A 21009-nucleotide genomic window follows, 5' to 3' on the forward strand; every position below is an offset into this window, starting at 1 on the left:
CCAGGTCGATGCCTACGGCGCGCCCTACGCCAGCGCCAGATGCACCCGCAGCGCAATTGGCACCAGCATCAGCAGCACGCCCAGGCCCAGCACCCGCACGCCCCATTCGTGTTCGCGAAAATTGAAGCCGACTCCCAGCATCAGAAAGCCGCCGATCAGCAGTACCAGCATCAGGTGATAGTGGTCCATTGCTCTTCTCCGCTTCGCCGTCCTGTTTACAGCCTAGTCCCTGCGTCTCGTTTCAGCGCTGATCTGAGGCAATGATTGGCTGACTCGATTGGCGACAAAATGCGTCTCGATCGGTCGCTGTCTGGCGTCATGGCCTGCTCCATACTGTGCGCAGTCATCGTCAAGGATCGTCCATGCGCCTGTTTCCCTCCCTTCTGCTCGTCGGTCTGCTGGCTGCCGCGCCGCTGGCCGCTGCCGAGCGCGGTTTCACCATCCTGCACAGCAATGACTGGCAGTCGCGCCTGCTCGGTTTCGGCCCCAACAACGAATACAGCCCGGCAACGGTCGACGATGACGGCACGGTTGGCGGCGTGGCGCGCCTGGCCACCTTGTTGAGCGAGCGCCGCGCAGCAGCCGGTGACGAGCCCCTGCTGTTGCTCGATGGCGGCGACTTCACCATGGGCACGCTGTTTCACACCATCGCCCGCGAGATGGGCAGCGAACTGCGCCTGATGACCGAGCTGGGCTACGACGCCGCGGTGATCGGTAACCATGAGTTCGACTTCCGTCCAGCAGGCCTCGCCGCGATGATCAGCTCCGCGCACAAGGCCAAGGGCGATACGCTGGTGCCGCTGCTGTCGAGCAACATGCGCTTCGACACGGCGAGCAAGGCCGACGACAGCCTCGAGGCGCATGCCGAGGCCGGGCGCATCCTGCCATACAAGCTGATCGAGCGTGGTGGCATCCGCTTCGGCCTGTTCGGTCTGCTCGGCAACGACGCCGTGGCGGTCAGCCCGATGATCAAACCGGTGACCTTCGCCGACCCGGTGGCCACCGCGAAGGAAACCGTGGCCAAGCTGCGTGAGGAGGGCGCCGAGGTGGTCATCCTGCTTTCGCACATGGGCGTCACCCAACAGGACGATGGTAGCTGGCGCGGCGAGGAAGTGGAGCTGGTCGAGCAGGTGCCGGGCATCGATATCGTCGTCGGCGGCCACTCGCATGTGGCGCTGCCGCAGCCGGTATTGGTCAATGGGCATACTCCGGTGGTGCAGGCCGGTTCGGAAATCCAGTACCTCGGCGAGCTGCGCATGACCCTCGGTGACGACGGCGTGCCACGAGTGCGCGACTACCGCCTGCATGCGGTCAATGACAGCATGGCCGGCGATGCGACCATCACCGCCAAGGTCGAAGACTTCAAGCAGGTGGTCAGCGAGCGCATGCTGGCGCCCAAGGGCTATCGTTTCGACCAGCCGCTGGCCAAGGTCGACCAGAGCCTGGGCCGCGACTTCAGCGACCAGAGCCTGGCCAACCTGGTGACCGATGCCCTGCGTCATGCGGTGGACGCGGACCTGGCCTTCACCGGCAACGGCACCATCCGTGATGATCTGCTCAGGGGCCGCAACGGTGTGCAGGATGTCTCCGACCTGTTCCGCATCGCGCCGCTGGGCATCGGCCATTTCGACGACGAACCCGGCTACCCGATGATCAAGGCCTACGTCAGCGCCCGTGAAATCAAGTCGCTGCTGGAGGTGCTGCTGCTCGCCTACCAGCTGCGCGATAGCCAGAGCTATTACCCGCGGGTCTCTGGCGTGCGCTTTACCTACAACCCCTGGCGCGTGCCGTTCGACCGCGTCAGCCGCATCGAGATTGGAGACCCGGTCAGGGGTTACCGCGACCTGGATCTGAACGACACGCGCCTCTACAGCATCGGCGCCACCAGCTACGTCGGCAGCTTCACCTGGCTGGTGCCGGACCTGACCAAGGGCCTGCTCGATGTGATCCCCAAGGACGCCGAGGGCAAGCCCCTGCCGCGTATCGAAGACGCCATCGTCGACCAGGACCCGGATACCGAAGGTGTGCAGGAACTCAAGGAATGGCAGGCGCTGCTCGACCATATCCGCAGTCTGCCGGATCTCGATGGCGACGGCCTGGCCGATATTCCCACCACCGGCATCGCTGCCGAAGCGCGCATGATTCGCGCGCCCAGCCTGCATCCGGTCGAGATGTTCCGCCTCGCCGGGCCGCTGCAGTGGGGCACCAGTGCGGTGATCCTGGCTTGCGGGCTGCTGATCCTCTGGCTGCTGAGCCGCCCGCTGCGGCGACGGTATTGAGTGCCTGGGGCGCGCTGCGTGCCGACTCCGGCACGCCATGTGCCTTTTGCTCATCCGCTGCGATCTTGCCAAGCCTGGCCTGCCTCCGTATGGTGCAAAGCCGCCTGATTCGGAAGCTATGCAATGATCGCTCAGCACCGCCCGCTCGCTGACCGTGCTCAACCGGGCCGTTCCCGTTCGGATAAAACTGGCGCGGCAATCGCCTTATGAACGCACTCCAACACTCGCGCCCGCTGGCGCTGTTCGGCCTGTTGCTGGCCAATCTCTGCTGGTCTGGCAATGCCCTGGTGGCGCGCGCCTTCGCCGGAGAAATCGCGCCGTTCACCCTGTCGTTCTGGCGCTGGTGCCTGGCCCTGGCGCTGTTGCTGCCTTTCGTCGCCATGCCGCTATGGCGTCATCGCGTGGCCGTGGGCAATGCCGGCTGGCGCCTGCTAGTGCTTGGCGGCCTGGGCATCGCCGGCTACAACTCGCTGCTCTACAGCGCCGCGCAGACCACGGCGGCGATCAACATTTCGCTGGTCAACACCTGCCTGCCTCTGGTGACCTTCATCGGTGCCGGGCTGTTGCTCAACGAGTGGCCGGCGCGCCGTGCCTGGTGGGGCATGCTGGTAGCCGTGGCGGGCTTGGCGGTGCTGATCAGCCAGGGACAATGGAGCCGCCTGGCCAGCCTGTCGTTCAACCAGGGCGACCTGATCATGCTGCTGGCCGTGGTCGACTGGGCGCTTTACTCGCTGTTGCTGCGGCGCTGGTCGGCGTACCTGCAGCCGATTCCGCCGCTTGCCTTGCTGGGTGTGTTCATTCTGCTCGGCGTGCCGCTGATCCTGCCTTTCTACCTCTATGAACTGAGCCAGGGCACACACCTGACGCTCAATGCCGCCAACCTCTCGGCCATCGTCTACACGGCGGTGTTCGCCTCGCTGGTGGCCTACCTGGCCTGGAACCACGGCATCCGTGTGATCGGTGCGGCCAAGGCGGCGCTGACCAACTACGTGATGCCGGTATTCACCGCGTTGCTGGGCTGGGTGCTGTTGAACGAGAGCCTGCAGCTCTACCACTGGCTGGGCGCCGCGATGATCTTCGGTGGTCTGCTGCTGGCCACGCGGCCGGGCAAAAGCGCCTGAATAAACTCCCCTCTCCCGCTTGCGGGAGAGGGGCCGGGGAGAGTGTGCTTACTCCGGCTTCATCATCACCAAGGCCTCACCGCCCTTACGATCGTGCATCAGGATGAAAGACTGCCCGGCGATCATCATCTTCACCGGTACCTTGCGCGGCACCGTGGTGCCGGCGCTGACCGCTGCGGCCGTCAGCAACTGACGGGTCAGCGTGTCGTCCTGCTGCGTCTCGCTGGTCACCACGCATTCGTGGCTGACCTTCACCTGCATGCTCAGGCTCTTGTCAGCGTTGAAGCCAATGACGGCAAAGCCCATATCGGTCATTTCGGTGATGCCATACTCCCGCGCCACGCGATGCGCCTCGGCAAAGCTCGGCGCCGTCCGCAGACAGATATCGCGAAACGCCTGCACCACCGGCGAGGTAACCGGCACTGGTGGCTGCGAACCCAGGTTGGCGCAGGCGCTCAATAGGCTGCAGCCGACAAGCAAGGCGAGCTTTTTCATCACATCTTCCTTAATGAAGGTTGGTTCAGGGTTGCTGGCAAAGATCATGCCCGAGCAACTGCGAGGCCAGCCCCTGGCCAGATAGGTTTCCACCACACGGCCGTCGCCGCAGTCGGTCTTATGGCCGATGGCGATGCCGATGGAAAGCACAACGAATAGCGCCAGGCCGATATTCTGGATGGGCGTCATGACAGGGCTCGTTTGGTCAACAAGTGGGGCAGGATGAAGAGGTGGGCAGGGGATGGCAAGTGCCAACACCACCGTCGGCACCTCCAGTGATGCAGCGATGTGACCGTTACGGCAGGGTGATCGACAGGCTGCTAAGCGCGACCTGCGCGATAAGCGTCCAGGCTATGGCGCTAATGATGCCCAGCACGCTGTAGCCGACAACGATGCCTATCGCGATCTGCTTCCACAGCCCGGCGAAGCGGTTGGGTTCGTTGCGGTAATGCGTCGGCATATCACGCTCCGCCCGCAGATCGTCGAAGTCGTCTCTCGCTCTCAAGGTGTTCTCCTGGTTCGTGGGCCAGCGCGCGGCGGTGCTGCAGCCTGCTGCAGGTGGATTTTCCGGGATCGTCCGACAGCCCCGCAAGCACCGTCCGAGCAATTGAGTGGTGAACCGCAGGCTCGGAAACGAGTGATTGGGCGCGCCGCCAGCGGCGAAGCCTAACCGCTTGATAAAACGTAAATTTATCGTTGATCTGGGGTTGACAGCAGTGGGCGAGACGCGGACAATGCGCGCCGTTGGCTACATAGCTCAGTCGGTTAGAGCGCAGCATTCATAATGCTGATGTCCCAGGTTCAAGTCCCGGTGTAGCCACCATATTTTTCAAAGGGTTAGCTTCGGCTAGCCCTTTGTCGTTTCTGGGGTAGTGACTACGAAGTGACTACACCACGACTACTTATCAGCGGAGTCCTCTCGCAAGCGAGCTAGTAGAGCCGCCTCTTGAGCCTGCCAAATTTTGGGTGCTGCATACCCAACAATGAATGAAAGGCCCCAAATCTTGGCAAATACAGCTCCGGTTTGGTGAAGGGTCCCGACAAAGTAAAGCCCGAATACAAAACCAAGAATTGCGCCGAGAATTAGGCGGAGTGTCAGCCACATCCCTCTCATCTCACGTAACTCAGGAGAGGCTAGTACTAGGATGCCTTCTTTGTTGGGCGGGCCATCAGGATGAATAGTGGCTGCAATTGCTTGAGCGAAGCTGCCAGCTACAGAGCCGAATGTGCAGGCCAATAGTAGGTAGTAGTCGAAGGGAGTGAAGCCTATTGCGCTGAGCACTATTAACATCCCTGCCAATGCCGAAATAAGCCCAAACAGTAGCAGATTAAGGCGGTTAGTTCGCATTGAGATGGCCTGACTGTGTGAGAGGGGAGAGCCTAAGCGCCGACTCCAGATGGTCCGGCGAAAGGTGTGCATATCGCATGGTCATCGTGATGGTGGAGTGCCCGAGGATGCGTTGTAGGCCCAGGATGTCACCACCGCCCATCATGTAATGGCTGGCGAAGGTATGCCGGAGGATATGGGTCATCTGGCCAGGTGTGTGGAAGCCGCAACGCTGGTACGCAGATCGGAATGCCGACCGGCAGGGCATGAACAGCCGACCATTCCCAGGCATCCCCACCTTTAATGCAATCTCTTCGACCTCTTTGGGGATCGGCACCGACCGGGACTGGCGGTTTTTGGTCCGGTGAAAGTGCGCCTTACCACCGAACAGCGCACCGCGTGGCAGGGATTCCGCTTCGTCCCATCGGGCACCTGTGGCCAAGCAGATCAGTGCGACAGGGTAGGTGTGGTTGTTGGTGGAGCGCTTGCACTCTTCCAGCAGTTGTTCGACCTGTTGCAGGGTCAGAAACGTCAGCTCGGTTTGGTCGGTCTTGATCTGGCGAACCTTGGCCAACGGGTTATTGCCGACCCAGGCACCCAGGCGGATCAGTTCGGAGAAAACTGCCGACAGGTAACGCTGTTCGTGATTGACAGTGTGCGGGCTGACATCCTTGAGGCGGGACTGGCGATAGCGTGCCCAGGCGAGGGCATCGAAGTTGGAGGCCAGTGGATCGCCTAGGCGTTCGACGGTCGCCAATGTCCGCGCCAAACGATACTTGGCGTCCTTTAGCGAGCAGCCGTGCAGGTCATGCCAGAGCGTCACCAGATCCGACAGGCGATCATCGAGCGGTCGGCCGGTTCTGGTCAGGCTGGCGAAGAACTCCGACTCATAGCGTTGGGCTGCGGCTTTGGTCTTGAAACCCTTCTTGCGAATGCGACGACCCGAGCGGCCGTTTTCGTAGAAGTCAGCGGTCCAGGTATTGCCGTCTTTCCTGGCCGTCATACAGCACGCCCCCAGCGAACATGGCGTTCTTCTAGGATGCCCTTGATGTGCTTATACAGGCCGTCTTCATCCATGCCCTTGGCGGCATAGTGGTCGCGGATCACCGGCCAGCACTCCCAATCCTTGAGCCGGTGAAATGCTCGCCTAGCGCCCACTCGCTCCCGTGCCAGCAGGCTGACGAAGTTTCCCAGGAACAGCTCGACGTTCTTGCCGGAGAAGCCCCGCGAGGTCTTGTATTGGCGCTTGTACTCGGTTTCGTCCACCAGGGAATCCACCGGCAGATCCACGCGCACATCGTCACGGATCAGCGTCCAGATCGGTTCGAAGTAGCCAGGGCGAGCCAGCAGCTTGAATTGGCGCAGGCCATAGCGCCACAGGCCGTCTAGGTGCGGAGCGAAGGCAGCGTAGCTGTTGGTTTCGATGGTCTGGCCGCTCTGCAGATCGAACGAGCCGGAGGCGAACTGCTGGATGACTGAGTGGTGGTAACGAAGCTCGACACGCCATACGTCTTGCTCGGGGTCGTAGTTGTCCGGGTCGCCTTCATCGAAGCTATCGCGACGTTTCCAGACACCTTCGCAGTAATCGAGCTTGTCGATAGCTCGGGCTTGTTCGGTTTTGTTGTAGATCGCCAGTTGGACGCCACCTGCAGAGCCGAACAGGTAGGACTGACCTTTGCCGTAGGTCGCAGACTCCAGGGTCCACTGGATTTCCTTGATGCCGGAGATATCGCGGGCAGAGCGTGCGCGGCAGTGCATACGGGCGACCAGATCAGCGGGCGGTTGCCAGCCTTGCAGGTCCAGCGCGAGGTGGACGGCGCATTGGTTACGCTCGATGTTGGTCAGCACGTGGCTGGCGTAGTAGTCCAGGCGTTCCTGCAGGCGCTCGGGGCAGAACTGGTCGATGGCATGGGGTGACACTTCGATTTTCAGGTGTGGCCCGATGTTCTCGATTTTGGCGTTGAAGTTCTTCACCAACAGGATGATGCCCAGGTCGGCATTCTGGAGCTTGTACTGGTAGCCGGAATCCTTGCTGACACGCCCGGAGTGCCAACGCTGGCCAGCGAAATCGACAACTTTGCCCGGTTTGTCGAACAGGCACATGATTTCCGGGCGGATCAGGCCGCGATACAACTGGCGGACGGTATCGACGCTACAGGCCAGGATTCGAACGTTGGAAAGATCCACGAAACCACCCGCTCGAGGATCACAGAACAGACGACTTTTCGGGTTCTCTTTCCCGGTCTCAATATCAATGCGGTAGTAGTCCTTCGGTGCGCTCATTCTCTGTATCTCTCTGGTGTAACGTGGTTACTAAAATTGGTTTATCTGACGTGCTACAGGGACGTCAGCGCCCGCGCGGCGGCGCACACGCGCGCTCGTGCCTCGCACGCAACTACACCGCCGCGCATGGCGTGGCGTTGCCTTTGGCGTGCGCGGATCACCACAGATAGCGGCCTTTCTGGTGCGGTACGACGGTTACCCGCGTCCCGGTGGAGGGCTGTTGAGGCTGCGTTGGGTCGCCGTAAAGGACAGGCGGTTGCCCTGGGAGCATCTGGCCATCGGGCGGGGCGGGTAGCCGGTCAGGCTTGGCCGGGTCGAAGGCTCCTTCATTGACGTAGGCCATGCAGGATTCAAAGGACACCACGGCACGGGTGCCTTGCTGTGTGTTGCAGCGACAACCATGGACGCGGCCCTTGATGTAGCCGACGACAAGGCGGTCGCGGTTGCGGTCGACGAAGTAGGGATCGGCCGAGTACACGCAGGAAAGCTTGGGGTAGGTGACTGGCCGGGTGATTTCGTCGTAGATCGGCGCAGAGCTGGGTACATCCGGCACACGTGGCACACGCAGGGCGAGGTATTCAGCCTCGCTGAGTGGCGCTGCTGCGCCCTGGCCTTGGGGCACGCCGTTGTATTGCTGGGCCGGTGTGGTAGCCGTCTGTTGCGAAACTGGCTCAGGTGCAGCCTGAGCAGGTGCAATGCGCCGTTCATAAAGCCCATAGCCGAAGTAGCCGATGGCAAGCACGCAGCCGATTAACACGAACAGCGCCCGGGGCGGCTGAAACTTCATGTGATGTTCGGAGCCTTCGGCAACGGATTGATAAACGCCGAAGTACTTCTTATCGAGCAGAACGCGGGTGGCCTGGCCGTCGCTGAAGTCGTTTTTCTTCTCGACGTCCATGTTGACGCGCTCGAACTCCCAGCGCTTGATGACCTTGCCCTTGTGGCCCCGCACGTAGTGGATATGCGAGTTGCAGAGCTTGCGGAAGTGGGTGTCGATCAGGCCGGGGTTCTGGGTGATGCAGTGCAGTTCATGGCCCCGGTGGCGCATGGTTTCCAGGGCGCTGGCGTAGGCGGGGACGGCAGAGCCAGCAGGGCGGACGCGGAAGAAGGTCTGCGCTTCGTCGATGACGATCATGGCGTTCTGCGGTAGCTCGTGCCATTTCTGCGGATCATCGAATTCTTGCCAAACCGCTTCGAGCACTTCGGCATTGGGATCGAAGCCGCGGATGTTGTGGTAGTAAACCGGGCGGCCTTCTTTCGCGGCTTTGGCGTCTACTTCCTTGATGGTGTTTAAGGTCTTGCCGTTGCCCTGCAGACCCGTGCGCAGGACGAACATCAGCCACCTGCCTTGTTCAGCAGGGCGAGGCCGGTGATGGTGCCAGTGACGCGATCCATACCGGCCAGCAGCAGGCGGGCGATGACGGCAGCGATGATGATGTTGATGGCTACATCGAACTTGGCCAGCCCGAGTATGGCGGCGACTTCATGCGGGACCGCATTGAACAGCCCCCGCACGTAGTCCTTTACCGTGTCGATCAGTTGGCCGATGCCGACATAGGCGACGTAGGCAAAACCCAGCGAGGCGAGCACGCGAAAGGCCAAGCCGGCGACGATGGAGCCAAGGAACGTGGCGAGCAGGGGGAACAGTAAGGGCATATCAGCCTCCTTTGATTCCGCGACCAATGAAAACGGCGAAGAAGATCGAGGCCAGCGCGACGATCAACGGGCCTATGGATTCGGCAAAGTGGCAGAGGGGCTGCCATTCGAAGCTGTAAGAGCGGCCCATGATGTTGATGCTGCGAGCAGCAGGGCAGTTGCTGGGCAGCCAACGGCCTTGGCTCAGCGCCTCAGTGAAGAGGGAGCTGACACCGACCTGCTTTTCGTCCAATTGGTAGCCTGGGCCGCTCACACTGGCTTCGACTTGGCTCTGTACTTCGCTGTCGAATTTCCACTGGCAGACCTGATCCTTTTGCTTGCGCAGGATCGCGCATTGGATGGCGTCGCCTTCGCAGCGCAGTTCGGTTGCGCAGGATTCACCGCCAACAGTCGATGGCTTGGTTTCGCCCTCTTCGCCGGGCTTACCACCACCACCGCCACCGCCGGTACTGCCATCACCATTGCCATCACCGGGCTTGGGTTTGGGCTTGGTGCCGTCATCGGTACCGCCTGGACCAGCTCCGCCTGATACCGGTACGCAGGCAAAGCCATCGTTGCCGTTATTGACGGGATAGGTGCCAGCCTTGCAGGTGGGTGGGCCGTATCCTTCAGGCACACAGACCTTTTTCAGCTCACTGCCCTTGCCGACGTAGCCGGGTGTTTCACCTGGCTTGCAGTCGCTGTCCTGTGGTGGGGCATCTGGATCGGGCTGGCAAACCTTCTCGCCGTTCACCGTGCCGGAAAAGCCGGTAGGGCAGTCAGGGTCTTGCTGATTGAATTTCGGGACGCAGACGCGCTCACCACCCATGTTGCCGATGGAGCCGCCCGGGCATTCCGGGTCCTCTGGTGGTTGATTGGGTACGCAGACGTGCTCTAGGTGGTCACCCTTACCAACGACGCCATAGGTGGTACCGGGCGGGCAGCGCGCCTCACCGGAGCAGAAAGGGCGATAGCCGTTGTAGTAGCCCTTGAAGTCAGGGCTGTCCGGGGTGCATTCATCCGGAGCAGGCGGCATGCAGATGCGAAAGCCCTGAGCGTTGGAAAGCACACCGTCACCGTCGCAGACGCAGTCCTTGAGAGACGGCGACCAGTTGCTACCAGTGGGGCACTGGTCATCCTCAGGCCACTTGCAGGACTCGGTTTCGAAATCCCAGTACTGCCCCGCCGGGCACAGCGGAGGCGCCTCGCAGCGCATGGTGACGTGGTTGGGGACTTGAGGAGCTTCGCACTCCAGGGCACAGGAGCCGTCTGGCTGGAGGACTGAGTCACCAGGGCATTGCGGTTGAGGCGCAATGCATTCACCTGTTTGAGTGTTGTATTCAGTACCAGCGGGACAGGAATCACCGCCACGGTCGACATGAACAGAGTCGGAACCATAAACCCCAGCAACATCTGTGCCCTGCCTACCACTGTACTCAAATACGCAGCGAAATCGTAAGACGGAAAGTTGCTCCATTTGCTTAACGGAGTGTTTCCATTTAGGGGAATAGACATCAAGAAAAGAAATATACTGGTCACATGCACCGCGCGGAGACGCGGAGGTAAAAATCTGCCCCTGCGCAGAAACTCGCCAGTAGTAATCCTCGGCGTGGATTAGCTCAGAGTAAGAGCCTGACATAAAAGCCAGCAAAAACAGCGCAAAAAACGAGCGACCCTGGCGCATCTCAAATCCGCCCAAAGAACAGAGCCCAGAACGCCATGACGATGATGATGGTGGTCAGCATGTTGGCGTCCATAAATAGCCCTTATGTGAAAAAGCCCGATAACGAATTACCGGGCTGGTTTTGGAACAGCCGGCCTTACAGTGCGCGGCGGATGTATTTGAAGGCGGCGATGGCGATGATCACCGCGAGGACGAGGCCGGCCAGGGTGGTGCCGTCAACCTGGGCGGTATCCAGGGCATCGGTCACACCGGTCGGCAGGGCTGCATGGGCTTGCTGTACGGCCAGCAGGCCAACAGCGGCGGTAGCACCGAGGGAACGGCGCAGGACTTTCAGGTTTTGCATGGGTGTGTCTCCTACAGGTTGAGTGCCTTTTTCAGCACGAGAGCGCCGAAGACGATGGCGAACAGCACCAGGGCGTGTTCGCGGATTTCTGCGTGGTCTTCGGCAGTTAGCCCGGATGGGCTGATTTCACTGAGCGCGACGGTGGAGAGGGTGCCGACACAAACCGGGGTCTGGCCTGCGCTCTCCCATACGCCTTCGCACACAATGAAATTCATGGCGCCCCCTTACTCGGCCTGGCTGGGGTCGCGGACGACCTCAGCCATGGCGATGCAGTCGGGGCAAATCACGAGGGCGGGCGCCTTGTTCAGATCGGGCAGCAGGTCGGCTTGCGGTGCCGGCTGCTGGTAGAGCTGGCCCATGGGCTGCCCGCAGCAGTCGCACAGCACGCGATCAACGATCAGCACGGCGGCGCCCTCCCGTCAGGCCTTGGCCGGGTCCGGCTGGGTGCCGGTCGGCTTGGCTTGTTGTTGGGCGGCGAGCTTGCGGGCCTCGGTGGCAGTGTCAGCAGCGCCAGTGCCACGGGCAGCCTTGGCCGACTCGACGTGCAGGACGATGAACTTGCCGGCGTTCTTGGAGCCGCGTTCGATTTCCACGGTTACGCGGACGGTTTCGAGTACGTCGAGGCCTTTGCAGGCACCCCATACTTCTTCGCGGACGTCTTCGGATACCTGCATCGAGAGCAGGGAAACGCCCAGGTCCTTTTCGCCGTCGGGTTCATCGCCGAAATAGAGTTTGATCAGGTCGACATTGTCGAACTTCACGCGCTCAGCGCTGATGAATGCCAGTTCCATAGTGGTGCGTGCCATGTTGTGTTTCCTCGCGTAGTTGCGCGGTATTGCGCGGGTTTGCCTTTCAGCAGGCCGAGCGGGTCCACGCGGGCAAACTTCTCGTTTTTGCCCGGGTGGGGTTCTCGACTTGCCGAGGTTTTCAGTTAGCGCCGCTGGTGCAGCGGGCTGGGTTCAACACCAAGGGCTTTGCCCTTGTCATCCCACTCTTGCCGCCGAGGGCTCGGGAGCGCGGGGCGGTGGAGCTGCCCCACACTCTCGAGCGGAGGCTATTCAGGGTGGTGGGTGTTCAAGGGTTCGCTCCGCCCGTGCTTCCGTTCGCCGGATCGGTGAAGCGTGATCCGACGAGCCGGGAGCGCGGCCCTTGACCTGTTCAGCATCGGCGGCGTTGGCCGGATCGCTGGGGGCGGTTTTGCATTGGTCGATGACGGCTTCGAATGAACGAAGGAACAGGTCATCGTTCGCTTCCAGAATCTCTATATGCGCATGACTGATGTAGAGGCCGCCGAGTGATGCGCCGATCAGGAAGGGCAGGGACCACGACCAGAGCAGGGCGACCAGATAGCGGCCAGTGCGGAAGGAAACGGTCATGCGATCACCCCACCAGTTCGAACGGTTCGCGCAGGGGCACGAAGGGCGTTGGTTTGCCGGTGTCGTGCACAACGTGCCAATACCTGGGCGGTCGGTTGCTTGGGGTGTGTTTCGCGCAGATGAAGGCAGGCGTCAGCTTCCAGCGTCCACCGACCTTTAGGACCGACACGGGGCGGCACTCGGTGCAGGGTGTGGACGGGCAGGGGGCGGGTTGACCCGTCTCGCGTCGGGACCAGCACACAGAGCAGTCGCAGCCCTCGGGGTGCGGCTGATGCAGGTAGCGGGAGAGGTTCATGGGCGGATGCCTGCTTAGTCATCGCTGTAATCCCCCGCGCAGAAGATGGTTTTGCCTCGGTCGAGGTCGCGGCGGATGCGGTGCAGGTTGATGACGCGGTGACGGCCGATTTTCACGGTCGGGACGGTGTGGCTTTCGATCCAGCCGCGCACCACGTCTTCGGTGATTTGCTCCATGCCCAGGAGCTGAGCCAGCACGTATTTCGTGCAGAACGGTGCGTCGCGGAAATCCGTTACGCGTTGGGCGTCTCCCGAAATCGAAAGCCCCACTACACCAGACTGTTCCATAGCTTTTGCCCTATACTCGACAAGTGAAATCGCTTGGCATTGGCATTATTTGCCAGTTACCTGATGCCAATTATAGGGGTAAGGCTCATATTGACTAGCAATATATGCCAATTATTTAGATGAATTTAAAATGATCAGAGAGCGAATCGTCGCTATTTGGGAATATAAGAAGCTCACAGCCAAAAAGCTGGAAGAGCTCAGTGGCATCGATCGAGAGAAGTGGTATGCGCTGAGGAAGGGTGGGAGACGGGCCAATGAGGACGACATTAGCTCGATTGTGAAGATTCACCCCGAGTACGCCTTGTGGCTGGCTAGCGGCCAGATTGCACCAGAGTGCGGCCAAACCAGCCCCGACTATGACGAGGCGAATCGAAACTTGGCCAGTCCAAACGCGGGATAGCGATCACACAGGAAGTAGCTAGGCGCTGGTACGCCCGTGGAAGGCCTAAGAGTTAAGGCAGTTTAGGGCTGCTGTGGAGGCAGCCACTAATCTTTAAGCAAGAGCGCAAGCTTCAGTTGTTGCGCGTGCTGTTCTAGCGGCATATTTCTCTAAGCCGTTAGCAATGTTCTTTAGCAAAGCCTCTGCAATGATTGGGGAAACACTATTTCCAATCATCCTAAAGCTGTGCCAAACCGTCTCATGAAAAACAAAGTCATCAGGGAAACCCTGCAAACGTGCCCCTTCGCGTGGCGTGATGACTCTATTGTCATCGGGGTGAAGGGGGCGTACAGACTGAAAGGAACCTTTGTCAGACCCAGTGCCAGCTCTAAGCGTTGGGCAAAAGCCAGACCACTCAAGCCTTTTATGTTTTCCTACAGGATCAACGCCTCCTTGAGGGACACTAGCAAAGCGTAATTCGACTTCACGTTTGTGCTTTGTCAATTGATGCCCAGAAAACTTGCCTGAGGCTGATCTCATCTTGAATGAGTAAGGAGAAATAGCCTTTCGCTTATATCGCCACAGCCCGTCTTTGCCCTGATATGCACCTTTTAAGTCGTGAATAGCGTCGCGAACTGTAGTGCGTGGGTAGGTTCCAGAAACTATGTCTTCAAGAGAAAGAGGGGTCGTCTTGGAAGTGTTGAAGCCAAACACAAATACTCTGCGACGCTTAGTAGGGGCACCATAGTCTGACGCATCCAGAACAATGGGGCCAAGTATCTTCCATTCAGAGTCGAGAATAGAAAGGGCTTGATCAAGGACGGGTCTGTTGTTGGGGAAGATAAGTCCAGGGACATTTTCCATTACAAAGAACTTAGGGTTAACCAAGTTTACAACTCTAAAGAACTCTTTTAAAAGCTCTCTTCTAGGGTCAGAAACGTCCCCTTTCCCAATGCCACTAAAACCCTGGCAAGGAGGACCGCCAATAACACCATCTACGCCGTCAGGAATAAGATTGGATAACGTCTCGTAATTAAGTAGGCTAACGTCAGCCCTTAAAAAGCGGATGCCAGGAAAGTTAATGCCAAAAGAGCTAGATAGGATAGGGTCAATGTCAACTGCGAGTGCGGTTTGAAAGCCGGCCTTCTTTGAGCCCAGTGTTAGTCCGCCGCAGCCGCTAAATAAGTCAAGCAATTTCATTTTGATGCCCGAGGTCTGTTCTGGGGGCTATTATACATGGGGCGTGGCTGTGTGTCGATCGGAGCGTTAAAGAAGAACTTCGCCAAAGACAGGGTAGAGCTTATAAAAGTCGGCATACCCATTAAGGCTTTTTTGAGCAATTTTAAAGCCGCAAATTTCTTCAAACTTAGCCTCGCTTATTCCTTCTTGGTCAGGAAGTAGGCTGTCCAGTATTGCGCGTTCCTTTTGTGTTAGGTGTGGAATATTTATTTCGAAAAGTGGCTTGTTTAAATAGTTGCTATTTTGGATGTGTTCGTTTGCTAGAAATTTTTCTTTGGTTTGTGCGTCTAAAAAAATTCCACCTATAGTGATCATTGGGGCGTTATCACTGTATTTGAAATTCATAAATGGATGAAATTCAACACCTCTGGCTGATCGGCGAGTTTCTCGCTCTATGCATAAAGTTAAAGCTTTGGCTAGAGCTAAGGGGTATTGTTTAAGGTTTAAGTTAGGAAACTCACTTTCATCAGGTGCAAATTCACCCATGAGTTCAGCGAGAGCTTGATGTCTAGTGAGAGGATTATCTTGGCTATCTTTATCTGGAAGCCTACCAACGTGAGCGTTGAGAGTGACTAGCAAAAATGAACCAGCAGACATACGCTGAGCGAGATAGCCTACGTCATCCAGAACAGGGCCTTCGGGGCCAGTGTCATAATCCAGCCAAGCAACTGAGTTTTCCTGCCAGTCAAGACTTTTAATTCCATCGGACACAGTTTCTCCGCGAACTTCGATGGCTTTATATGGGCAGTTGAATTTAGCTCTATTGGAGTGATCTGGGTGCTCAAAGGAGATTAGTTTTGAGATACCTATGTTTCTGTGAGCTAAAACGAAGTCGATGAACCACATTGATTCCATCCCGATATATGTGTAGTTAGATATATCGAAGGTCTTTTTTAAATGGGATAGTGTGTCAAAAATGAGCTTTCGCTCTACGCTTTTGTTGGGGCGAATTAAGTAGTTTACCGATTCGAAAGAGGCCATTATTCACCGACCTCATTTTCGTAGAAATATTCAAAGGTTTTTATGCCAACATCTTTGTAAGAAAGTGATCGGTTGCCTAAGGCTTCTGCTACTTTCTCTACCTGATCAAGAGGCTTTACATAGAGTATGTTAGCCATTTTGACTTTTGGCTTTGGAGCGTAAATTGGTAGCTTCATTGATTTGGCTGTAGACGGAGTTGCTGTTTTTACGGACACGTAATCAGCTTTGCCTTCGACTGATTTTGCTTGCTCTAAAGATGCCTTTCTAGTGTTTGTATAGTTCAGATAAGTTCGAGTTGCGTCTCGCATTCCAACAACGGCGCGACGGTAAACTGGAACGGTTTCATCTATTTGGCGCTTAGTGGTCGTCCATGGCAGTTCGCCGGGCTTGTCTGACTCGAAAAATACAATGCCCATAAATCCATTGTACTGAGGGTGCCAGCTTGGAAATGTTCCGTCTCCCCAAACTGTTTTGTCAGTCTTGTCTCCTGCGAGCACAACGCGGTTATTACAAACTACAAACCAACCCCAGTTACTTGTATTTCGGCTAACCACATCTGGGTCTGAAGCGTCATCTGGAGGAACTCCGGCAAGGCCGGATACGATACGTACATTTACGCCTGTTTCTTTGTCAACGTAAGAGTCTACATAAGGTTCAATTTCTTCGCTGGAGCGTACGCCGAAAATGTGTTGCTTGACTGTTACGCCATTAACTTTTATTTCAAATCCATCTTCTATGAAGAAGGAGTAATACCGGCCGATATTTGTTCTAAGTTCTTTAATGAAAAGTTCGTCTCCAAATTCGGAGCCTACACCTTCTTTGAGGTCTGTTATGTCAATCTTGGTTCCAATGAAATCTGGTTGAGCAAGCTGCTCCAGAGTGAAATCCCATTCTTTACTTGCAGCCCATTCATCGACTTCAATGGTTGTTGAAAATGCTTCTTCTGGATGGCTCTCGGTTGAGCTTTGGATTACGATCTTTTTACCTATTTTGAAAACTGCCCGCTTCATGCCGATACCATAAAGACCGATAGAGCGATCAGAGTCTTTAGGCGCGTCAGCTCGCCGACCAAAATGGAATGCGTAATCCGTCGCGTCAGACAGTTTCATGCCTCCGCAATTGTCATGGATTGTAAAAGAGTCGGCATAAACATTAATTTCGGCATGGAAGCCATCTAGGCGCCCATTATCATGGCGGTTTCTATAAGCGCCATCTATGCTGTTATCAAGCAGATCAAAAATACATTCATCTAGACCAATATCTCTTGTGATCATGTCGATGAAGAATTCTTTAGTAGGATCAGCTTTAGCAGTCCACTGTGTCATCCTTGCCCCCAAGCTTTCATCCGAAATTTAATCGCAAAACTAGGTTTTATTAGAGTCTTACAGTGAGTCACCGCATCTATAGCTAGATGTCTGCAGAATTACGAGTGACTGACTGCAATGTGCCATCCCTTGAGAAGCTAGCGCGGTCAGACGCTTAGGTAAAGATGCAAGGTGACTACATTGGTCGAATTTTCTGGAAAGGACTGGTCTAGCCAGCATAGGGAAGGGCTGAAAGCCCCGGTTTATGGAGGGGTCTGGCGCAGCGGGGCGGTTCGTAGCGGATTCATAATTCCCGGCCCGCACCAGCCACACTAGACAATCTCCACCCCAAGAACAACAAAACCCCGCCGAAGCGGGGTTTGTTTATACGTGGCTTACAACGATCAAACGTTAAACCAGAAATCTGTCCGTAAAGCGTTTATGGATGCGGAATTACCCCTGTTGTCACTCATCTTGTAGTCACTTCCATATACACTTTGGCCGCTGCTACCCGGAGCGAAGCCCGCGCATCGCTTGCCTGGCCCGCATCGCTGCTGTCGGATTTTTTGCTGCAAAAATTCCCTTCTGGGAATCCGTGACCGCTGCCGGGTCGCCGCCTGAAACTTCCTGCATCGACTTTCAATGTGCAGGACGTGGGGACGATGAAAATTCTACGCCGCAAGGCCGTCTGCGAAAAGCTTGGCGGCATCAATGACGTAACGCTCTGGCGGATCACACGCGATGATCCGACATTCCCGGTATGCATCCAGATCAACAAGCGGGTTGTCGGATGGCTGGAACACGAGATTGATACCTGGCTCGGACAGAAGGCCGCTGCCGCCCGCACCGCCAACAACAACGCTGTCCATCCCTGATCGCTGCGATCCCGCCGGTCGAGGGTCAGGATTTGACGATGCGCAGCGTGGGCAATTTGCTGGACGCTGGTGTGGCAAAAGCCACGCTCAAGCGCGATCCGCTGGAGCGGATCAGGCAGAATGCCGCCGAGGTGGCGAAGCAGGCGGAGCAGCACGACGCCGCCCAAGTATTGACTCCGCGGGTACGCCACCTGATCGACGAAGCCGTGGAGCTGGAGGTCGAGCAGGCCCGCAGCGCAGGCGCGACAGGCTACATCGCGCACTTTCTGGCGCAGGCCACGCTTCCTCATACAGACCCCAAGAGCAACTACTTTGAACGCGGCACAGGCAAGCTGACCCTCTCCATCACAGCTAACCCCAAACATGGCGTGCCCTATGGCGGTCTGCCGCGCCTGCTGTTGGCGTGGATGTGTACCGAGGCCGTCCGCACAGGCAGTCCGGAGCTATCGCTGGGGCGCTCACAGGCGGAATTTCTGGAAAAGCTCGACCTGTACAACGATGGCCGGTACATCGCCAGAGTGCGTGACCAGAGCTTGCGGCTAGTCCGCTCGCTGATCTCCGTCAGCGGCGCGGACGGGGATGCACTGGGTATCGAAAACATCCTGATCGCCAAACGGGCATTTCTCTTCTGGAACGCCCGCGACACTGAGCAGCCCGCACTGTGGGACAGCTCAATCACCCTCAGTACGGACTTCTTCGAGAGCCTGACCCATGCTCCGGTGCCGATCAGAATGGAGGCGCTTCAAGCGCTCAAGAAGTCGCCTCTGGCGATGGATATCTACACATGGCTGGTCTACCGCATGTTCAGTCTGAACGTGGCGACAATCAAGGGCGGCAAGCGGCTTGCTCAGGTGCCTTGGGCTGGCTTGATGAGGCAGTTCGGCTCTGGCTATGCGAATACTCCTAAGGGGCTGGCCAACTTCAAGACCAATTTCCGCCTCCGGCTAAATGAAGCGCTGCTGTTCTATCCCGAGGCTCGGAACCACATCGAGGAAACGAAAGACCACCTGATCCTCACCCCTGCACGCCTACATATCGCAGCGACCAAGAGGAGAGGATAAGCCTGTGGGCTTTTCGGGTTGTCCACGTGACATCACTAGTAAGGCTGAAACCCTTGCCAGAGCTGGCTTTGGTGCCATTTCTGCAAGTTGTCCACGTGACATTGCTAGTCATCGGTACGTGACATCGCTAGCCGTTTTACGTGACATCGCTAGTCACGGCCGACGTGCGGAATCGCCTGTAAACCCCACTGGGACGGGGATTCAGCGAAATGGAGAGACCGCCCCTAGTAGTTCTGCTTTTAGGCTTTTCTAGTATTTATAGAAAACCTAGTAGCTGCCGCTCTTCGGCTGTGGGCAATCCTTCGCACCCTCCGGTCGCTGCGCGGCTACTCGTTATTTAAAAGGGTATCCGGATTTTTTGGTTGATTGGCTCATATCATGATGACGGAACCAACCATCAGCTCAGCGGATTACCTGGTTGATGACGACTCTTCTTCACGGCCCCTGCAAGTTTGCAGCAACGCCCAGGTTCGCATGCCGAGATACGCAGTGAGGCTTCGCGATCAACACACCATGCATTCACAATGTCACTGCAAGGTCCGGCATGTCTCTGCTCAGTCCTTACGGCCTGAGCTAGCCCTATACAGCTGTTGTTTGCTCTCCTCGCTGATCCCCGTCAGGATGCCGCAGGCATTGATCTCCCGACCCTCGTTGCAACTCGCCCTCAGTGAAACGAGTTGTTGCTCAAGCGCTTGCAGAGCAGTTATCTGCGACCGCACATGAGAGATGTGGTCATCGAGCATGGCGTTGACGGCGGTACAAGGCTGGCGAGGGTCGTCCTGATAGCTCTTTAGCTCGCGAATCTCTGTCAGTGACAGGTCCAGAATTCGGCAGCGGCGGATAAAGGCAAGCCACTCGCCATGCTTCTCGGTATAGACACGGTAACCATTCTCCTGCCGTTCTGGCGGCGGCAACAGGCCCTGCTGCTCATAGAAGCGGATCGTCTGCGTGTCGATACCCGCTATCTGGGCTAACTGACCAATGCGCATCGTGTGAATCCTTATCGGCTCTGCATTATTGACCTTGTAGTAGCTATATAGTTTTTAATACTAGCAATCTATGTTGGTTAACTGGAGCCGTATCGTGAGTAAAGCCTGTGGTGGCCCATGTAGCTGCGATGCAACGCCTGCAGCGGATACCGATATGCCGGTCTCCTCCGAAGCGTCAGGGGAATGGGTCAGCGTGTATGCTGTGCCGAAGATGGATTGTCCCTCAGAAGAACGGATGATCCGCTTGGCGCTGAACGGCTTTGATGAGATTCGAACGCTGTCCTTCGACTTGTCGAACCGCCGATTGGAGGTCGTGCATGACGGCGAGGCTGAGCCCATTACCGCGAAACTGGCGACCTTGGGGCTAGGCGCCTCTCTTCAGGAAACCGTCATTGCCGACCCAGAGACGATCAAGGCCGCTGAGAGCTCGGCAGTCTCTGCTACGCAGGAGTCAGGCACTCTGCGCGTGTTGCTCGGTATCAATGCGATCATGTTCGTGGTGGAAATGACTGCTGGCCTGATCGCCCAGTCTACCGGCCTGATCGCTGATTCCCTGGATATGTTTGCCGATGCAGCCGTCTATGGCCTGGCTCTCTATGCCGTAGGGCGCAGTGCGAAAATGCAGGTACGTGCCGCGCATCTGGCAGGGGTACTGCAACTGATTTTGGCTATCGGCGTACTCGTCGAGGTGGTGCGACGCTTTGTTTTCGGTAGTGAGCCTGAATCGCTGATGATGATGGCGATCGCCTTCGTCGCGTTGATCGCCAATACCGGTTGCCTGCTGTTGATATCCAAGCACCGCGAAGGCGGCGCGCATATGAAGGCAAGCTGGATATTCTCGGCCAATGATGTGGTGATCAACATGGGCGTCATCGCCGCCGGTGCCTTGGTCGCCTGGACGGGGTCCAGCTACCCTGACCTGATTATCGGTACCATCGTGGGCCTGATCGTCCTCAACGGCGCTCGGCGCATCCTGGCGCTCAAGGGGTGAGGCTGCACGGTACGCAGCTATCGATGCCTGGGACACTTGATCGAAGTGGCTGTACAAGCGCGCTA

26 protein-coding genes and 1 tRNA gene are annotated in these 21009 nt (G+C 57.4%); 7 read left to right on the plus strand and 20 right to left on the minus strand.

The window, feature by feature from the left end; translation table 11 throughout:
• Positions 1-24 precede the first annotated feature (24 nt).
• Positions 25-189: a hypothetical protein gene (locus GYB81_RS24500; RefSeq protein WP_178101776.1), complete on the minus strand. Its 165-nt coding sequence runs from the start codon at positions 187-189 to the stop codon at positions 25-27.
• A 173-nt stretch (positions 190-362) separates the two neighbouring features.
• On the opposite strand from GYB81_RS24500, the gene GYB81_RS18490 reads away from it, so the two are divergent.
• Both GYB81_RS18490 and GYB81_RS18495 read left to right on the plus strand, forming a co-directional pair.
• Positions 363-2279, plus strand: coding sequence for a bifunctional metallophosphatase/5'-nucleotidase (locus tag GYB81_RS18490; protein ID WP_161897915.1), 1917 nt, complete (start codon positions 363-365; stop codon positions 2277-2279).
• Positions 2280-2485: 206 nt separating this feature from the next.
• On the plus strand, positions 2486-3400 hold the full coding sequence (locus GYB81_RS18495; RefSeq protein WP_161865054.1) for a DMT family transporter: 915 nt from the start codon (positions 2486-2488) through the stop codon (positions 3398-3400).
• Positions 3401-3448: 48 nt separating this feature from the next.
• Here the strand turns inward: GYB81_RS18495 and GYB81_RS18500 are convergent, their stop codons facing one another.
• Positions 3449-4153 carry a hypothetical protein gene (locus GYB81_RS18500; protein WP_438810721.1) on the minus strand — a complete coding sequence of 235 codons (705 nt, stop codon included), beginning with the start codon at positions 4151-4153 and terminating at the stop codon, positions 3449-3451.
• A gap of 37 nt (positions 4154-4190) precedes the next feature.
• Entirely contained in the window at positions 4191-4400 is a 210-nt protein-coding gene (locus GYB81_RS24505) for a hypothetical protein (RefSeq protein ID WP_178101766.1), read from the minus strand.
• 241 nt (positions 4401-4641) lie between these two features.
• Here GYB81_RS24505 and GYB81_RS18505 point away from each other — a divergent pair.
• Positions 4642-4718 (plus strand) — tRNA-Met (locus tag GYB81_RS18505).
• A 75-nt stretch (positions 4719-4793) separates the two neighbouring features.
• Here the strand turns inward: GYB81_RS18505 and GYB81_RS18510 are convergent.
• From GYB81_RS18510 to GYB81_RS18570, 13 genes are all read right to left on the minus strand, one after another.
• A complete protein-coding gene (locus GYB81_RS18510; protein WP_161865055.1) occupies positions 4794-5243 on the minus strand; it encodes a hypothetical protein in 450 nt (149 codons plus the stop codon).
• On the minus strand, positions 5233-6225 hold the full coding sequence (locus GYB81_RS18515; RefSeq protein ID WP_161865056.1) for a phage integrase: 993 nt from the start codon (positions 6223-6225) through the stop codon (positions 5233-5235). The genes GYB81_RS18510 and GYB81_RS18515 overlap by 11 nt, the downstream gene beginning before the upstream one ends.
• Positions 6222-7505 (minus strand): phage replication initiation factor, encoded by a 1284-nt coding sequence (locus GYB81_RS18520; protein ID WP_161865057.1) that lies wholly within the window; start codon positions 7503-7505, stop codon positions 6222-6224. Before GYB81_RS18520 ends, GYB81_RS18515 begins: the two co-directional genes overlap by 4 nt.
• 157 nt (positions 7506-7662) lie before the next feature.
• The gene (locus tag GYB81_RS18525) at positions 7663-8841 is read right to left on the minus strand and encodes a zonular occludens toxin domain-containing protein (protein WP_161865058.1); all 1179 of its coding nucleotides are present in this window, start codon (positions 8839-8841) and stop codon (positions 7663-7665) included.
• Positions 8841-9161, minus strand: coding sequence for a DUF2523 domain-containing protein (locus GYB81_RS18530; RefSeq protein WP_161865059.1), 321 nt, complete (start codon positions 9159-9161; stop codon positions 8841-8843). Before GYB81_RS18530 ends, GYB81_RS18525 begins: the two co-directional genes overlap by 1 nt.
• A 1-nt stretch (position 9162) precedes the next feature.
• Positions 9163-10824 (minus strand): virulence factor TspB C-terminal domain-related protein, encoded by a 1662-nt coding sequence (locus GYB81_RS18535; RefSeq protein WP_161865060.1) that lies wholly within the window; start codon positions 10822-10824, stop codon positions 9163-9165.
• A 136-nt stretch (positions 10825-10960) separates the two neighbouring features.
• Positions 10961-11167 (minus strand): major capsid protein, encoded by a 207-nt coding sequence (locus GYB81_RS18540; RefSeq protein WP_072422969.1) that lies wholly within the window; start codon positions 11165-11167, stop codon positions 10961-10963.
• Positions 11168-11178: 11 nt separating this feature from the next.
• Positions 11179-11382, minus strand: a complete 204-nt coding sequence (locus GYB81_RS18545) for a hypothetical protein (protein ID WP_161865061.1) — start codon at positions 11380-11382, stop codon at positions 11179-11181.
• A 9-nt stretch (positions 11383-11391) separates the two neighbouring features.
• On the minus strand, positions 11392-11571 hold the full coding sequence (locus tag GYB81_RS18550; protein ID WP_161865062.1) for a hypothetical protein: 180 nt from the start codon (positions 11569-11571) through the stop codon (positions 11392-11394).
• Positions 11572-11586: 15 nt separating this feature from the next.
• Positions 11587-11973, minus strand: coding sequence for a hypothetical protein (locus GYB81_RS18555; RefSeq protein WP_161865063.1), 387 nt, complete (start codon positions 11971-11973; stop codon positions 11587-11589).
• A 252-nt stretch (positions 11974-12225) separates the two neighbouring features.
• Positions 12226-12543, minus strand: a complete 318-nt coding sequence (locus GYB81_RS24510) for a hypothetical protein (protein WP_178101778.1) — start codon at positions 12541-12543, stop codon at positions 12226-12228.
• Between the two features lie 4 nt (positions 12544-12547).
• Positions 12548-12838: a DUF5447 family protein gene (locus tag GYB81_RS18565; protein ID WP_161865064.1), complete on the minus strand. Its 291-nt coding sequence runs from the start codon at positions 12836-12838 to the stop codon at positions 12548-12550.
• 14 nt (positions 12839-12852) lie between these two features.
• Positions 12853-13125 carry a helix-turn-helix domain-containing protein gene (locus tag GYB81_RS18570; protein ID WP_080558732.1) on the minus strand — a complete coding sequence of 91 codons (273 nt, stop codon included), beginning with the start codon at positions 13123-13125 and terminating at the stop codon, positions 12853-12855.
• Positions 13126-13255: 130 nt separating this feature from the next.
• On the opposite strand from GYB81_RS18570, the gene GYB81_RS25285 reads away from it, so the two are divergent.
• Positions 13256-13525: a DNA-binding protein gene (locus GYB81_RS25285; protein WP_115299391.1), complete on the plus strand. Its 270-nt coding sequence runs from the start codon at positions 13256-13258 to the stop codon at positions 13523-13525.
• Positions 13526-13618: 93 nt separating this feature from the next.
• Here the strand turns inward: GYB81_RS25285 and GYB81_RS18575 are convergent, their stop codons facing one another.
• The 3 genes from GYB81_RS18575 to GYB81_RS18585 all read right to left on the minus strand — a co-directional run bounded on the left by GYB81_RS18575 (position 13619) and on the right by GYB81_RS18585 (position 17049).
• Complete coding sequence (locus tag GYB81_RS18575; RefSeq protein ID WP_115299390.1) at positions 13619-14704, minus strand: DNA cytosine methyltransferase; 1086 nt, start codon at positions 14702-14704, stop codon at positions 13619-13621.
• Positions 14705-14770: 66 nt separating this feature from the next.
• Positions 14771-15724: an O-methyltransferase gene (locus GYB81_RS18580; protein ID WP_306342655.1), complete on the minus strand. Its 954-nt coding sequence runs from the start codon at positions 15722-15724 to the stop codon at positions 14771-14773.
• Positions 15724-17049 carry an ATP-binding protein gene (locus GYB81_RS18585; RefSeq protein ID WP_115299388.1) on the minus strand — a complete coding sequence of 442 codons (1326 nt, stop codon included), beginning with the start codon at positions 17047-17049 and terminating at the stop codon, positions 15724-15726. Before GYB81_RS18585 ends, GYB81_RS18580 begins: the two co-directional genes overlap by 1 nt.
• A gap of 641 nt (positions 17050-17690) precedes the next feature.
• Here GYB81_RS18585 and GYB81_RS18590 point away from each other — a divergent pair.
• Both GYB81_RS18590 and GYB81_RS18595 read left to right on the plus strand, forming a co-directional pair.
• Positions 17691-17903 carry a helix-turn-helix transcriptional regulator gene (locus tag GYB81_RS18590; protein ID WP_021264081.1) on the plus strand — a complete coding sequence of 71 codons (213 nt, stop codon included), beginning with the start codon at positions 17691-17693 and terminating at the stop codon, positions 17901-17903.
• 38 nt (positions 17904-17941) lie between these two features.
• Positions 17942-18964: a replication protein RepA gene (locus GYB81_RS18595; RefSeq protein WP_023109374.1), complete on the plus strand. Its 1023-nt coding sequence runs from the start codon at positions 17942-17944 to the stop codon at positions 18962-18964.
• Between the two features lie 554 nt (positions 18965-19518).
• Here the strand turns inward: GYB81_RS18595 and cadR are convergent.
• Positions 19519-19953 carry a Cd(II)/Pb(II)-responsive transcriptional regulator gene (gene cadR, locus GYB81_RS18600; protein ID WP_125896130.1) on the minus strand — a complete coding sequence of 145 codons (435 nt, stop codon included), beginning with the start codon at positions 19951-19953 and terminating at the stop codon, positions 19519-19521.
• A gap of 94 nt (positions 19954-20047) precedes the next feature.
• On the opposite strand from cadR, the gene GYB81_RS18605 reads away from it, so the two are divergent.
• On the plus strand, positions 20048-20944 hold the full coding sequence (locus tag GYB81_RS18605) for a cation efflux transmembrane domain-containing protein (protein WP_008928737.1): 897 nt from the start codon (positions 20048-20050) through the stop codon (positions 20942-20944).
• The last annotated feature ends 65 nt before the right edge of the window (positions 20945-21009 follow it).

Origin of the sequence: Pseudomonas yangonensis (genome assembly GCF_009932725.1) — a bacterium.
GTDB lineage: Bacteria > Pseudomonadota > Gammaproteobacteria > Pseudomonadales > Pseudomonadaceae > Aquipseudomonas > Aquipseudomonas yangonensis.

Excerpts from the sequence above, each read along its gene's own strand:
- GYB81_RS24500 (WP_178101776.1), bottom strand. The coding sequence starts at position 189 with ATGGACCACTATCACCTGATGCTGGTACTGCTGATCGGCGGCTTTCTG.
- GYB81_RS18490 (WP_161897915.1), top strand. The coding sequence starts at position 363 with ATGCGCCTGTTTCCCTCCCTTCTGCTCGTCGGTCTGCTGGCTGCCGCG.
- GYB81_RS18495 (WP_161865054.1), top strand. The coding sequence starts at position 2,486 with ATGAACGCACTCCAACACTCGCGCCCGCTGGCGCTGTTCGGCCTGTTG.
- GYB81_RS18510 (WP_161865055.1), bottom strand. The coding sequence starts at position 5,243 with ATGCGAACTAACCGCCTTAATCTGCTACTGTTTGGGCTTATTTCGGCA.
- GYB81_RS18515 (WP_161865056.1), bottom strand. The coding sequence starts at position 6,225 with ATGACGGCCAGGAAAGACGGCAATACCTGGACCGCTGACTTCTACGAA.
- GYB81_RS18520 (WP_161865057.1), bottom strand. The coding sequence starts at position 7,505 with ATGAGCGCACCGAAGGACTACTACCGCATTGATATTGAGACCGGGAAA.
- GYB81_RS18525 (WP_161865058.1), bottom strand. The coding sequence starts at position 8,841 with ATGTTCGTCCTGCGCACGGGTCTGCAGGGCAACGGCAAGACCTTAAAC.
- GYB81_RS18530 (WP_161865059.1), bottom strand. The coding sequence starts at position 9,161 with ATGCCCTTACTGTTCCCCCTGCTCGCCACGTTCCTTGGCTCCATCGTC.
- GYB81_RS18535 (WP_161865060.1), bottom strand. The coding sequence starts at position 10,824 with ATGCGCCAGGGTCGCTCGTTTTTTGCGCTGTTTTTGCTGGCTTTTATG.
- GYB81_RS18540 (WP_072422969.1), bottom strand. The coding sequence starts at position 11,167 with ATGCAAAACCTGAAAGTCCTGCGCCGTTCCCTCGGTGCTACCGCCGCT.
- GYB81_RS18545 (WP_161865061.1), bottom strand. The coding sequence starts at position 11,382 with ATGAATTTCATTGTGTGCGAAGGCGTATGGGAGAGCGCAGGCCAGACC.
- GYB81_RS18555 (WP_161865063.1), bottom strand. The coding sequence starts at position 11,973 with ATGGCACGCACCACTATGGAACTGGCATTCATCAGCGCTGAGCGCGTG.
- GYB81_RS24510 (WP_178101778.1), bottom strand. The coding sequence starts at position 12,543 with ATGACCGTTTCCTTCCGCACTGGCCGCTATCTGGTCGCCCTGCTCTGG.
- GYB81_RS18565 (WP_161865064.1), bottom strand. The coding sequence starts at position 12,838 with ATGAACCTCTCCCGCTACCTGCATCAGCCGCACCCCGAGGGCTGCGAC.
- GYB81_RS18570 (WP_080558732.1), bottom strand. The coding sequence starts at position 13,125 with ATGGAACAGTCTGGTGTAGTGGGGCTTTCGATTTCGGGAGACGCCCAA.
- GYB81_RS25285 (WP_115299391.1), top strand. The coding sequence starts at position 13,256 with ATGATCAGAGAGCGAATCGTCGCTATTTGGGAATATAAGAAGCTCACA.
- GYB81_RS18575 (WP_115299390.1), bottom strand. The coding sequence starts at position 14,704 with ATGAAATTGCTTGACTTATTTAGCGGCTGCGGCGGACTAACACTGGGC.
- GYB81_RS18580 (WP_306342655.1), bottom strand. The coding sequence starts at position 15,724 with ATGGCCTCTTTCGAATCGGTAAACTACTTAATTCGCCCCAACAAAAGC.
- GYB81_RS18585 (WP_115299388.1), bottom strand. The coding sequence starts at position 17,049 with ATGACACAGTGGACTGCTAAAGCTGATCCTACTAAAGAATTCTTCATC.
- GYB81_RS18590 (WP_021264081.1), top strand. The coding sequence starts at position 17,691 with ATGAAAATTCTACGCCGCAAGGCCGTCTGCGAAAAGCTTGGCGGCATC.
- GYB81_RS18595 (WP_023109374.1), top strand. The coding sequence starts at position 17,942 with ATGCGCAGCGTGGGCAATTTGCTGGACGCTGGTGTGGCAAAAGCCACG.
- cadR (WP_125896130.1), bottom strand. The coding sequence starts at position 19,953 with ATGCGCATTGGTCAGTTAGCCCAGATAGCGGGTATCGACACGCAGACG.